Origin of the sequence: Candidatus Nitrotoga sp. M5, from assembly GCF_927904885.1 — a bacterium.
Taxonomy (GTDB): Bacteria; Pseudomonadota; Gammaproteobacteria; order Burkholderiales; family Gallionellaceae; genus Nitrotoga.
Map to the genome: position 1 here is coordinate 43,577 of NZ_CAKMNW010000001.1, position 13,298 is coordinate 56,874.

Annotated in this window: 7 protein-coding genes and 5 tRNA genes; 4 read left to right on the forward strand and 8 right to left on the reverse strand. The window is 48.8% G+C overall.

What is annotated here, in order from left to right; all coding sequences use genetic code 11:
* Window positions 1–8: 8 nt before the first annotated feature.
* From MJ770_RS00230 to MJ770_RS00255, 6 genes are all read right to left on the reverse strand, one after another.
* On the reverse strand, window positions 9–425 hold the full coding sequence (locus tag MJ770_RS00230) for a type II toxin-antitoxin system VapC family toxin (protein ID WP_239249237.1): 417 nt from the start codon (window positions 423–425) through the stop codon (window positions 9–11).
* Entirely contained in the window at window positions 422–676 is a 255-nt protein-coding gene (locus MJ770_RS00235) for an antitoxin (RefSeq protein WP_239249239.1), read from the reverse strand. Before MJ770_RS00235 ends, MJ770_RS00230 begins: the two co-directional genes overlap by 4 nt.
* A gap of 140 nt (window positions 677–816) precedes the next feature.
* Window positions 817–4,191 (reverse strand): type I restriction-modification system endonuclease, encoded by a 3,375-nt coding sequence (gene hsdR / locus MJ770_RS00240; RefSeq protein WP_239249241.1) that lies wholly within the window; start codon window positions 4,189–4,191, stop codon window positions 817–819.
* Between the two features lie 460 nt (window positions 4,192–4,651).
* Window positions 4,652–4,728: transfer RNA gene (locus MJ770_RS00245), tRNA-Pro, on the reverse strand.
* 70 nt (window positions 4,729–4,798) lie between these two features.
* A tRNA-Cys gene (locus MJ770_RS00250) sits at window positions 4,799–4,872 on the reverse strand.
* A gap of 55 nt (window positions 4,873–4,927) precedes the next feature.
* A tRNA-Gly gene (locus MJ770_RS00255) sits at window positions 4,928–5,003 on the reverse strand.
* 193 nt (window positions 5,004–5,196) lie between these two features.
* On the opposite strand from MJ770_RS00255, the gene MJ770_RS00260 reads away from it, so the two are divergent.
* Both MJ770_RS00260 and MJ770_RS00265 read left to right on the forward strand, forming a co-directional pair.
* A tRNA-Leu gene (locus tag MJ770_RS00260) sits at window positions 5,197–5,285 on the forward strand.
* Between the two features lie 476 nt (window positions 5,286–5,761).
* A complete protein-coding gene (locus MJ770_RS00265; RefSeq protein ID WP_239249243.1) occupies window positions 5,762–7,750 on the forward strand; it encodes a UvrD-helicase domain-containing protein in 1,989 nt (662 codons plus the stop codon).
* A 220-nt stretch (window positions 7,751–7,970) separates the two neighbouring features.
* On the opposite strand, the gene rlmB is transcribed toward MJ770_RS00265, so the two are convergent.
* On the reverse strand, window positions 7,971–8,708 hold the full coding sequence (gene rlmB / locus MJ770_RS00270; RefSeq protein WP_239249245.1) for a 23S rRNA (guanosine(2251)-2'-O)-methyltransferase RlmB: 738 nt from the start codon (window positions 8,706–8,708) through the stop codon (window positions 7,971–7,973).
* The gene (gene rnr, locus MJ770_RS00275) at window positions 8,701–10,944 is read right to left on the reverse strand and encodes a ribonuclease R (protein ID WP_239249247.1); all 2,244 of its coding nucleotides are present in this window, start codon (window positions 10,942–10,944) and stop codon (window positions 8,701–8,703) included. The genes rlmB and rnr overlap by 8 nt, the downstream gene beginning before the upstream one ends.
* Before the next feature lie 55 nt (window positions 10,945–10,999).
* Here rnr and MJ770_RS00280 point away from each other — a divergent pair.
* A tRNA-Leu gene (locus MJ770_RS00280) sits at window positions 11,000–11,084 on the forward strand.
* A gap of 722 nt (window positions 11,085–11,806) precedes the next feature.
* Window positions 11,807–13,186 (forward strand): siroheme synthase CysG, encoded by a 1,380-nt coding sequence (cysG, locus tag MJ770_RS00285; RefSeq protein WP_239249249.1) that lies wholly within the window; start codon window positions 11,807–11,809, stop codon window positions 13,184–13,186.
* Window positions 13,187–13,298: the final 112 nt, after the last annotated feature.

The following is a 13,298-nucleotide window of genomic DNA, read 5'->3' on the forward strand; positions in this document are numbered from 1 at the left end:
TGATTAAATTATTTTGGGGAAGAGGTTGTCCAGTCGAGCAGGCGCATGCCGGGCACCTGCATAAAGACGCGGTCGGCGCTGACCAGCGTGCAGTCTTCGGCCATGGCATGGCTGGCGATCAACATATCCATTGCCGACAGGCCGATGCCTTGCGTTTCCATTTGCGTGCGTAATTCGGCATAGGTTTGCGCGGTGGATGATAACCACGGCAATACCGGCGTATCCTGCAAGAAGATTTCGACGGCTTTTGCCAAACGGGTGGCATCCGGCCTGCGCTTTACACCGAAACGTAACTCCGCCTCGGTGATGAGGGAAATACAAATTGAGTGTTCCATCAATAAATTCTGCATTTCAGGCGTAATGTGTCCGCGAATCAGCGTTGATGCGGCATTCGTGTCCAACATATAGGGATGCGCAATGTTCATGGCCAATCGCGATCAACGGGAGGCCCAGGATCGCGTGGAATCTCGAAGCTTTCGAATTCCTCAGGCGCTTCGGCGATTAAGCGGTCACGCAACTTGATCCACTCCTCGAATTTGCGGTTGCGCGGGCTAAGGATGACATCGCCGGTAACCTGATCGCGCCGGATGATGACTTCATCACCTTCAAAGCGAAACTCGGCAGGCAGGCGCACGGCCTGGCTGCGACCATTCTTGAATAGCTTGGCTGTTTGCATGATGGTGCTCCTTTCTTGACTGGTATATACCGTGATTTATACCACTTATAGGTGATGCATTCAACCCAGATTAACCCTTAGCGCCAAACAGTCCCTTCCCTCTGTAAGGGGGAGGGGATATTGTGGTTAACCCTTCTGGCTCAAGCCGCTGCCCAGATCAATTCGTTGAAGCTTTCCAACACTTGCTTGAGCTCGCCGTTAAACATCTTGTCGAGCCGGGTAAATCCGCCGCCTTCGCGCTTGAAGATAAGGTCTGGATCATCCAGTGCGGCATGATCTACCAGCAGATTGGCTTTAGTTTGTGCAGCAATCTTTTTCAGCCATTCGCGCTGCGGGCCAGTCCAATTGTTTGACGCCAATAGTTTTTGCAGCGCATGATCGACCCGCTCATTGTATGGCACAAGCGCATCGCCGATGGCGGCTTGGCGGATGTATCCGACGATGCGCGCAGCGATGTCATGATTGGTCATCTCGCGCCAGGCGGTGGCGAGGTTGGTTTCGGTGTATCCGGCCTTATCCAGCTCCAGCACCAGCTCGCGCAGTTGCTTGCGGGTGAGTTCGCGTGGACGGGTGAGCACAGTCATCAGTGCAGGTATGTCGTTGCTGTGGCTCTGAATGAAGGCGGTGAATTCCTTGAGATAGTCCTCCGGTTTCTTCGCATTGCCATAGCCACGCTCGGAAGGAAGGATTTTGTCCTCGTGATCGGAGATGAACATTGGAGGGGCTGTGCCTTCACCCTTACGATCAAGGATTTTACCGAGATCGGGGTTCTGTGTGAACCAAGCCGCCACATCATTGATGGGCATCGCTGTGAGCTTCTTGATGAAGTCATCCGCTGTCATCCCGGCCTTGGTTTCGAAGTCGCTGGCGGATTTTTCGGAGAGATGGCGTTTCTTGCTTTGCAGCTTGGCAAGGAACTGCTCACGCACAAGTTGACGAGCTGTTTCATCGCCTACCGTTATCAGCTCTTGGGCCAACTGGCTAAAGCTAATCTTGGGATCAACCACAACGGGCCGCATGGCGGTCATATCGCCCAGCGCTTCGAATATCCCGACCGCATCAAAAACACGGAAGGCTTCTTTTTCGATCTCGTCGCAAAGGCGCGTGGCGCGGCCCAGCATCTGGTCAAACAGAATGCGGCTATTTACCCGGCGCAGAAAAACGATATTGCAGATTTCAGGTACGTCGATACCAGTGGTGAGTAAATCGACGGTTACCGCCACATTGGGGTTACGCTCGTTTTTGTAACGGCGGATGAGTTGCAGGGGCTTGTCGGCAGCACCAGTGATCTTGATAACCGCATCATCGTCCACGCTGCCATACTGTGTCTTAAATGCTGTCTTGAGCAAATCGACCACCATGTCGGCATGTGCATCCGTCGCGCAGAAAATCAGTGTTTTGCGGCGGGAAGAAGGATCAATCTCTTTGGCAAGATACTCGCACACCACACGGTTGAATGACACTGTGATGACCTTGCGGTTAAAGTCCTCAACATCCATTTTTATTTCATCCGGCGTTTTGAATAGCTCGATCTGGTTGTATCGGCCATCAAAAACCTTGATGTTCTCGCCTGCTTTCCATGTGATGCCCTGATTGGAAAGCTCGGTTTTGATTTGTACGGGTGGTTCGTAATCGACCAAATACCCGTCGATAACAGCTTCCCGATAGCTGTAGGTATAAACTGGCGCACCGAAAATCTGCGTGGTGTGCAGCGCTGGCGTGGCAGTCAGTCCAACCTTGTAGGCGTCGAAATAGTCGAGCACACGGCGATATTTTGAGATGTAGTCTTCATATCCCCGGAAGGTCATTTCCGTATCGGACAACTCACGATCAAGCAGATAACCGCGATGGCATTCATCCACCACGATGCAATCGTATTGATCGACGGATGGCGTGGTTGCATCTTCTGCTGCGTAGAGCAGGCGCTGCACCATGCCCTGTATGGTGGCGATATGTACCGCAGTTTCGGTATCCGGTGCTTGTTCTTCCAGCTCCTTGATGCCAAATGTATTAGCAAAAGTCTGGAGGTTTTCCATGCGCGTGTCTTTGAAGGCATTTGCTGCTTGCTCACCCAAGGCAGAGCGATCAACCAGAAACAGGATGCGTCGAAAGCGCTTTGCTTTGAGTAGACGGTAAATCAACGCGATACAGGTTTTGGTCTTGCCAGTGCCGGTTGCCATCGCCAGCAACATCTCACGCTGACCAGCTTCAATAGCCGATTCAGCGGCGCGGATAGCATCCTGCTGGTATGGGCGTAATGGGAAACCGTAATTGAACGGGTCATTGGCGAGTTGTTCGTGTGCTTTGGCTTCGTCCCGCTTGAGCAGCGTGGTCAATCCTTCCGGGGTGTACCAGCCATCGAGCACGTTCCCCAGGTTATCGGCACGGCGCAGATCACAGAACCAGATGCCGCTCTTGGTGGCAAGCTGGCGAAGATAAGGGCGGCCATTGGATGAAAAGGCGAAGGGCACGCGAAAGGCAGCCTCTCCACCCCAGTTTTCACCGGACAGTATTGTCTCTTGCGATGGGATGAAGGTTCGGCTGTAGCGCTTGGCTTGTTGTAATGCGCCAGATACGTCGACGTTTTTGCGTTTGGATTCTACTACCCCAATCGGCATCAAGCCTGCGAACAGTACATAATCGGCGGGGCCGCTTTCAGTAGGCCATTCAGCGATTGCCAAGTTGCGCCCTCTGGACGGACGAGCACCTTTGTTGTATTTAATAGTCTGGGAATCTGCCTCCCAGCCTGCTTGCCGCAGCTGCTGGTCGATCAGTTTGCGGGTGTCAGCCTCATCCAACTGAACAGCACTGGCGGCGGTATTCGCGGCAGCAATAAATTTCACCAAAGTGCTTTTTGGCTGGGCGGCCGCTACGGTTTGCTGTTCGGCAAGACGCTTCTCTAGCGCGACCTTGGCTTGTTCGGTCTCAGCAGCCATCAGTTCCCAGAATACCCGCTCATTCTTGGCTTCGCGTAGTTTTGCCTCTGTCGCCTCAAGCCGCTCTGCGGATTCGTGATGGGTTGCCTGATATTCCTGGAGTGCCTTGCTCAACAGCGATATTTCAGTGCGCAGTTCATTGCTTTCATCTTTGGGTGGCGTTGGTGGCGCAAATGGACCAGATTTGAAAGATGGGTCTTTAAAAGTACGGTGAAACCAAAGGCTCAACTGCCATGACATTTTCAAGGCGCTTAGTGCCCCCCGATGATCTCCTTCAAGCGCGTGGTTGGCAGCGTTACCAGTGCGGCGCATCTCACCAAACAACTGCCCAACTTCGCGCGGAACAATCCCACTATCCTGAAGGCGACGCAATAGTTCGTATTGGGTTTCTTGCGGTGCAACAAGTTGGCCGGTTCTCGCCGCAATGAGCTGGGCTAACAATTCGGAAAGTTGGCGCAGTTTGAGTAAACAGGTATTGGGATCATCTGCGAAATACTTTTCTGCCAACATACCCAAGCGTAGCAACTGCTCGTCGTGCTGCTCTAAATGCGCGAAATTTGTTTGAAGCAGAGAGGCCATTACTTTTTATTACATCTATCAGCTGATGAAAGAGCAGTGGGTGTACTGCTAAACACCAGTAATGTACTGTAATGTCCAGCATTATCCAAATGTCCTTGTCAGCTTCACATCTGCGGCACCGCATGTCTTAGCTGACATACTCCGCGAGTATGTCAGCTAAGCCAGTGCAATCACCGATAAGTTGCGCGTAGTAACTATTGGAAATGTTTACGCATCAAAAACACGATTCACGCGCAACGCTGACACCATGAACACGAGTGTGGAGATAATCAGGCTTTGTATTGATGGAAATTCGAACAGAATATTATTCTGAGTTTGCAATAAAACGATATTGTGAAGGCGTGCGGCTAATGATACTTACTGAAGCAGTATTGAGAACTTAGTAACTTTCTGGTTTACTCCTGAGAAGATAAAAACAAAAATGGCTTGCCAGAATTAACTAGCAAGCCATTGATTTTATTGGTCGGGGCGAGAGGATTCGAACCTCCGACCACTTGGCCCCCAGCCAAGTACGCTACCAGGCTGCGCTACGCCCCGAAGAAGAGAATTATAACAGAGCAAAAATATCAACGAATTAAATTTTTAGCTATGTAAACTTGCTTGAAGATGGAGGCGGGGGTCGGAATCGAACCGGCGTACACGGCTTTGCAGGCCGCTGCATGACCACTCTGCCACCCCGCCATTTTGCACATGCTCTAAAGAAAAATGGGAAAGTAAAATACTCTCCCAAAAAATTTGGAGCGGGAAACGAGACTCGAACTCGCGACCTCAACCTTGGCAAGGTTGCGCTCTACCAGCTGAGCTATTCCCGCAAAAATCGAAGTCCGCATTATAGAGATATTGCTCTCAGTGTCAAGAAAGAAAGAGAGTTAAGTTGATTCGCCAATTAACCGGCTTGGTTGAGAAAAACGAAGATGTTTTTGCTAACGTGGTAGGCATCTCTGTATAATGCGCATCGCTGAATGAGTTTGTCGGTAAAAACTCATTCCAAACTTGCTTTATCTCGCCCGGGTGGTGAAATTGGTAGACACAACGGACTTAAAATCCGTCGGCTGGAAACGGCTGTGCCGGTTCAAGTCCGGCCCCGGGCACCAACAATCAATTAGTTATAGCGTATTTTGATAACTAATCAAACAGCCTTACTCCGCAAAATCTATTTGACAGGCGGTTTTGAACGGCTGGGCTTTCACCGCGAAGACATTAGGGTGCGCAGATTAGTTCTGGCTCAGGCAACAAAAGTACCGCCGAATAGCTGCAGCACATCATTAATGATCGGTGACTTTCGCGTGTGACATGCCATCCTCTAGCACGATATACTGATACATTTTATCAGCCGTAATCCGCTGACCTGCCCCCCCAAAAGGCCGCACCTGATAAGCTGATCTAAAACATCATGGATTAGCGACGTTCTCATTGTGTCGGATGCTTGTTTGTATTGCTGGGCCACTTGCATCATCCCACTAATAGTGAATGTTTCTGCCAATTGGTATGTATAGCCGCTCTTGAATCTCTTTTTGATCAATTTTCATAGAGTCAACGGGGATGAGTTTAGATTTTTAAAGGTGTCCTAATGCTGAGCAAACTCAATCCTTCACAATACGAAGCAGTTAAGTATCTGGATGGTCCCCTGTTGGTTCTGGCTGGCGCAGGCAGCGGCAAAACGCGCGTTATTACTCATAAGCTGGCCTATCTGATCGAACAATGTGGCTATGCACCACGCAATATCGCCGCAATCACTTTTACCAACAAGGCTGCGAATGAAATGCGTGAGCGCGTGGGCAAGTTGTTAACTGGGCGCAACACCAAGGGTTTAACTATTAGTACCTTCCATGCACTGGGCATGCAAATCTTGCGTGAGGAGGCTGCTCTGCTCGGCTACAAAAAGCAATTCTCTATCTTCGATAGTGCTGACACTGCAAAAATAATTAGCGAGCTATTGGGTGCACCAGACAAGCAAGATATCCGTATTGCACAAAGTGTCATGTCCAAATGGAAATCCTCTTTCACCTCGCCAGAACAAGCGTTAAGCCTGGTTGAAAGCGAGGCAGATCAGCGTACAGCACTGCTTTATGCGCGTTATCAAGAAACATTACGTGCCTATCAAGCAATGGATTTTGATGACTTGATACGTTTGCCAGTGGATTTATTTCAGGATTTTCCTGAAGCCCTGTTGCGCTGGCAGCAACGTTTTCGTTATTTGTTGATCGACGAATATCAAGATACCAATGATTGCCAGTATCAAATGACTCGCCTGCTGGCGGGTAGTCGCGCTGCACTGACGGCCGTGGGCGACGATGATCAGGCGATCTATGCCTGGCGCGGGGCAAGCACCGCAAATTTGCAGAATTTAAATAATGATCACGTGAATTTGCGCGTTATTAAGCTGGAACAAAACTATCGCTCTTCACAACGCATTTTGACCTGTGCCAATCATTTAATACGCAACAACACTAAGCTATTCGAGAAAAAACTATGGAGTGACCATGGACCAGGCGATCCTATCCACGTATTCGCAGCCAGGGATGGCGAGAACGAAGCAGAGTCTGTAGTAATGCGGTTGCTGGCACATAAATTTGAACATAACACACGCTTTGCTGATTACGCCATTTTGTATCGCAGCAATCACCTGTCGCGTACTTTTGAGGAACAGTTACGTGGACAGAAAGTGCCTTATACCGTCAGTGGCGGCAGCTCTTTCTTCGATCGCGCGGAGATCAAGGATCTCACTGCCTATTTGCGCTTGATTGCAAACACAGATGACGATCCAGCCTTCATTCGCGCCATTACCACACCTAAACGAGGTATTGGCAACCAGACACTGGAGAAGCTTGCAGGCTATGCCGGTACGCGCAACATCAGTATGTTCGCAGCAGCTTTTGAGAGCGCCATGGCACATCAACTTCCTGCAAGGCAACATGAAGAATTACTCACCTTTTGCAATTTTATTAATCGCATGGAAGCACGTTCCGATAAGGAGGCGTGCGCAACGGTGATGGCAGATTTAATGAGTGCAATAGATTACGAGGCATGGCTGTTCGACAGCCATGAGCCGCGTCAGGCGGAAACGAAATGGGCTAATGTTGCAGATTTTGTCGGTTGGATCAACCGCAAATCGGAAGCTGACGACAAGACATTGCTGGCGATGACACAAACCATCGCGCTGATGAACCTGCTCGAATCCCGCGAAGAAGAATCAGATGCAGTCTCCTTATCAACTCTGCATGCTGCCAAAGGCCTGGAATTCGGCCATGTATTCATGGTGGGCGTGGAAGAAGGCACCCTGCCGCACCATCAAAGCGAACTACCGGAACAGATAGAGGAAGAGCGTCGCCTGATGTATGTAGGCATAACTCGCGCAGAGCGTTCGCTGCAAATCAGCTATTGCACAAAGCGTAAACGGGGAAAAGAATGGCAGGCATGCGAAGCAAGCCGTTTCTTGCAAGAATTGCCCGCAGATGAACTAATCTATTCGGGTGTATTACCAGCAGGCAGGGCAACTGAAGTAAGTAAAGATGTGGGAATGGCGAAATTAGCGCGGTTGAAAGCGATGTTAAGCTGACCAACTATTGAAAATATACATAACTGGAAGTCAGGCCCGGAACGTTCAGCAACTACGCTGCCCTGCCCTATTCTGTCCAGCTTTTTACTTAGGACGTATCTAAAAATTCAAATCTACGTCATTCCAGCGAAAGTAATAATAAATAAACGATTTATTGATTATATTGTTGCAAGTACTGGATACACACCTTCGCGGAAATGACGAAATTTTCAAGTACCCTTTAATTCATCCGTTGTCTTCTTGCCTCAAACAGGCACACGCCAGCACTCACAGACACATTCAAACTTTCTACGCTACCCAGCATGGGGATGCGCACTAGCTGGTCGCAGGTGTCTTTAGTAAGCCGACGCAGCCCCTCTCCTTCCGCTCCCAGCACCCAAGCCAATGCGCCGGTATGCCGGAACCCATGCAGGTCAGTTTTGGCCTCGCCATCTGCACCGACAACCCAGATATCGTGCTCCTGTAACTCCCGCAAGGTACGCGCGAGGTTGGTAACGGTAATATAGGGAACAGTTTCCGCCGCGCCACAGGCAACTTTTTCCACAGTCGCATTCAGTCCAACGGCGCGATCTTTAGGAGCGATAACGGCATGTATTCCAAAAGCATCGGCACTGCGCAAGCAAGCACCCAGATTATGCGGATCTTGCACACCGTCCAGCACTAGTAACAACGCCGGTTCAGTAAGGGTTTCCAACACGTCGTCCAGATGTCGCACCTTTTGCGCGGCATTTACGCGAGCGGCGACTCCTTGATGTCGAGCATTGCCTGCCATGCCATCAAGACGTTTGGAATCAACAGGGACCACGCGAACATTGTTACTTTCCGCCAGCTTCAACAGATCACGAGCACGCGGGTCGCGACGTTGCGTGTCTACATAAAGTTCCAGCACGCTGTCTGCATGCTGACGAATACGCGCAGTGACGGCATGAAAGCCATGAATTACACGAGTTTCAGTCATGATGCTCTTTAGTCTTTTTGGCTTTTTTGGGTTTCTTAGCCGCCACGTCCTTAGTTGGCATTTCCCCAGCGGGCAGATCCAGCACAAAGTCGAGCTTGGTACTTTCCATGTCCACTCTCACAACCGTAACGCGCACGCGATCCCCAAGACGATAGCGCTTGCCCGATCGCTCGCCTAGCATCTGATGCTTGGTCGCATCGTAATGAAAATAATCCGCACCGAGTTCTGACACATGGAGCAACCCTTCGATGTAAAGATCGTCCAGCGCGACAAACAAACCGAATCCAGTCACTGAAGATATAGTGCCTTCGAAGCTGCTGCCGAGATGGTCTCGCATGTAGAAACATTTCAGCCACGCTTCAACATCTCGTGTGGCATCGTCAGCCCGGCGTTCTGTCAAGGAGCAATGTATGCCCAGTGCGTCCCACTTCTCTTTTGGTTTGTATTGTTCGTTATTTAACACAGCCTTAATAGCGCGGTGCACCAGAAGATCGGGGTAACGACGAATTGGCGAAGTAAAGTGTGTATAAGCATCGTAGCCAAGACCGAAATGGCCATTATTTTCCGGGCAATAACGCGCTTGACGCAATGAACGTAACATCACAGTTTGCAATAAGGCTGCATCAGGTCGCCCCTTGACCTGCTTGAGCAGCTTGGCGTAATCGCCAGCCTCAGGTTTTTCGCCACCTCCAAGGTCCAGGCCAAATTCCTTAAAGAACTCACGCACTGCTTCCAATTTTTCAGGTGTGGGGCCTTCATGCACACGATATAACACTGGGTGCTTACGTTCACTAAGGAAATTGGCGGTGCACACGTTGGCCGCCAGCATGCATTCCTCTATCAGGCGATGGGCATCATTGCGTACCAGAGGCACGATGCAATCAATCTTGCCCTGATCGGTAAATATCATCTGGGTTTCTATAGTTTCGAAGTCAATCGCACCACGTTTCTCGCGAGCTTGCAGCAAGGTTTTGAATAAGGTATGCAAATGATTGATTTGCGGCAGAACGGCGGCAAATTTTTGTGCAGCCTCGCCTTGTGGGTGAACCAGCATATCAGCCACCTGGTTGTAGGTCAGGCGCGCCTGCGAGAACATGACTGATGGATAGAAGCGGTAAGATTCTATCTCGCCTTCAGCGCTAATCTGCATATCACATACCATACACAGGCGCTCGACATGTGGATTAAGCGAACAAAGGCCGTTGGAAAGCTTTTCCGGCAGCATAGGAATAACACGACGAGGGAAATATACCGAGTTACCTCGATTCAAAGCTTCCTTATCCAGCGCATCTCCGGGCTTTACATAATGACTTACATCGGCAATCGCCACCACCAGGCGGAAGCCATTAGCATGCGGTTCGCAATATACCGCATCGTCAAAATCCCGTGCAGTCTCGCCGTCTATGGTCACAAGCGGTAACTGGCGTAAATCTTCGCGCCCTGCATAATCTTCTGGCAGCACTTGGTCCGGAATTTTTTCAGCTTGGTGTTTCGTGTCGGCTGGAAACTCATACGGCAGATCATGCTTGCGTAACGCAATTTCAATTTCCATACCAGGATCGGCATAATTGCCTAAAATCTGCACGATGCGACCTATGGGTTGAGCCTTTTTGCTAGGTTGCTGCAGAATTTCCAGCATCACCACCTGCCCTGCCTGTGCCCCGACGTGCTCACCTGGAGCAACAAGGATATCCTGACTAATGCGACGATTTTCCGCCACCACAAACTTAATGCCATGCTCCTCATACAGCCGCCCGACCAGACGCTGAGTGGCGTGCTCCAGCACCTCCACTATACTGGCCTCGCGACGCCCGCGTCGGTCGGTACCGGTTTCACGTACCACGACTGTATCGCCATGCAACGCTTTATGCATCTCCTTGGCGCTCAAAACCAGATCGACACTGCCGTCATCAGGAATCAAAAAACCAAATCCATCAGGGTGTCCTTGTACCTTGCCCTTAATCAGGTCAAGCTTGTTCATTACGCAGATTGCACGCTTGCGGTTACGCATTATCTGACCATCGCGCTCCATAGCGCGCAGGCGACGCGTAAATAGTTCAGTCTCGTGTTCATCAATATGCAGCATATGACACAACTCTTCTTCAGCAACCGGCACGCCTTGCTTTTCCAGTAATTGCAGGATGTACTCGCGGCTGGGTAATGGGTGCTCATACTGCTCGCGCTCCCGATCCAAGAATGGGTCGAGCTCACGAACGTTTTTTTTCTTATTTGTCATTGACAGAAAATCCTATAACGATTAACTTGTGCGCCCTCAATAAGCAATGTTTATTGCCCAGATGGCGGAATTGGTAGACGCGCACGGTTCAGGTCCGTGTGCCGTAAGGTGTGGAGGTTCGAGTCCTCTTCTGGGCACCATAAATTAAATTTTTATTAGTTTTGTTACAAAGTGCCCATTGGGGCATTTTTTTATTTATTTTCATATTAGCTGATGTAATTGATTTTTTCAGGAATTCATCTGAGCACTTAAACAGGCATTTGCATAGTGCAAACCCACCTCGCAGCATTTTTGATCTAACGCGACAATTAAACCAAAATCCCCTGTAATTTGACACGATGTGTCTTAAAGCACTTTAAATTTAAAGTAGATATCATTACTTAAAATACATTAGGTTAAAAAATGATATTTGCTTTCATAAATTTTGCATCATGATATGCAAGACTTTGTTCGATAGATCACAATATGAAGAAGCGGGGAGCAGTTAACCCGTCAGAATAAGGTATTGCAGAACGAATATAAATCAAGTGCAAATGTCATATACAAAAAAACTCAACCAAGTAGGACCATCCACAGTCAAATTTTGTTATCGTTGATGATAGCAGGAAAGCTTGGTGTCTTGTGAAAAGAGGCCGAATTCATTAGTAAAATGGCTTAAACACTAATATTTTCATGATCGCTGAAAGTATAAATAGCTGCTGTTGAACGACCTGCTAAAGTTAAATGTTTATTTACTTAAATGAGCTAAATTCCTCAGAAATATCTATATCGGATGTAGCTAAGCAGATAGTTGAATCAGCAAGTCAGATGGCTGAATCGGGGCAACAGAACAACCATATTTTGGACAGGAACAAAGCTTGACATGGATTTTTTCCCTATTTTTTTAAACCTCAAGGAAAAATTATGCCTCGTTGTTGGGGGCGGTGAGGTTTCGTTTAGAAAAGCTTCCGTGCTGATGCAAGCGGGCGCATCAGTGAAGATAGTATCGCCAGAATTATGCGAAGCTTTTAAAAGTATTCCCAATATTAAATATATTCCAGAACGATTTCAAGCTGCACATCTGAATGGCATTACACTTGTCATTGCCGCCACAGATGAAATCGAAATCAACGAACAAATTTCGAACGAAGCAAAAAAGAGAAACATACCCGTCAATGTGGTCGACAACCCCGATCTCTGCACCTTTATTATGCCCGCGATACTTGATCGCTCTCCCCTAATGGTTGCTTTTTCGACTGGAGGAGCATCCCCCGTTCTAGCAAGAATTTTACGAGGGCAGCTGGAAACTTTAGTACCGCCAGAATATGGTCGGCTAGCTGCTTTCGCTGCCAAATTCAGGCAAACGATCAAAACACATATCAGCAATTCAGATCAACGCCGGATATTTTGGGAGAACGTGCTGGAAGGTCCAATTGCCGAGAAAATTTTTTCGGGCAACGAAAAATCTGCCGAAGCTATGCTACTGGCTATGCTAAAAGACAATAATCATGGTTCAGTCGGTGAAGTGTTTCTGGTAGGTGCTGGCCCCGGCGCCTCAGATTTACTCACTTTCAGAGCGCTACGGCTGATGCAGAAGGCAGATGTAGTACTTTATGACAACCTCGTTTCCAAACCAGTGCTGGAAATGACGAGACGCGATGCAGAACGAATATTTGTCGGCAAGATGCGCGGTAACCACACAATGCCGCAAGAAAGCATAAACGATCTTATGGTAAGGCTGGCAAAAGAAGGGAAACGAGTCTTGCGGCTTAAGGGGGGGGACCCCTTCATATTCGGCCGTGGCGGGGAAGAAATCGAAACACTATCAGAGCACAAAATAAATTTTCAGGTCGTACCTGGTATCACTGCTGCATCTGGTGTTGCAGCCTATGCTGGAATACCACTCACGCACAGAGATCATGCGCAGTCCTGTATTTTTGTAACTGGCCATCTGAAAGACGGTGGCATGAATCTCGATTGGGAAATGCTGGCACATCCTAATCAAACCATTGTGATTTACATGGGCCTGCATGGTCTTGAAATGCTATGCGCCGAACTAATAGCGCATGGTTTGCCGGAATCCACACCTGCCGCCATCGTGCAACAGGGAACAACACAAAATCAACGTGTAGTTTGCGGAACTCTGGCTACATTGCCAACAGCGGCAGAGGCTGCAAAGCTTAAAGCTCCTACTTTAATCATCATCGGTGGCGTGGTAAAACTCAGAGAACAACTCTCCTGGTTTGAACCTGACAACACTTAGAATAGACATATAAAGTCGTATGTTAAGCGTTAACAAACAATTTTATTGTTAATGTATTCACTATTGTTTAATAAGTTCATTCGAAACCAATAACAACCTTGTAAGGCTTGAT

Excerpts from the sequence above, each read along its gene's own strand:
- MJ770_RS00230 (WP_239249237.1), bottom strand. The coding sequence starts at position 425 with ATGAACATTGCGCATCCCTATATGTTGGACACGAATGCCGCATCAACG.
- MJ770_RS00235 (WP_239249239.1), bottom strand. The coding sequence starts at position 676 with ATGCAAACAGCCAAGCTATTCAAGAATGGTCGCAGCCAGGCCGTGCGC.
- hsdR (WP_239249241.1), bottom strand. The coding sequence starts at position 4,191 with ATGGCCTCTCTGCTTCAAACAAATTTCGCGCATTTAGAGCAGCACGAC.
- MJ770_RS00265 (WP_239249243.1), top strand. The coding sequence starts at position 5,762 with ATGCTGAGCAAACTCAATCCTTCACAATACGAAGCAGTTAAGTATCTG.
- rlmB (WP_239249245.1), bottom strand. The coding sequence starts at position 8,708 with ATGACTGAAACTCGTGTAATTCATGGCTTTCATGCCGTCACTGCGCGT.
- rnr (WP_239249247.1), bottom strand. The coding sequence starts at position 10,944 with ATGACAAATAAGAAAAAAAACGTTCGTGAGCTCGACCCATTCTTGGAT.
- cysG (WP_239249249.1), top strand. The coding sequence starts at position 11,807 with ATGGATTTTTTCCCTATTTTTTTAAACCTCAAGGAAAAATTATGCCTC.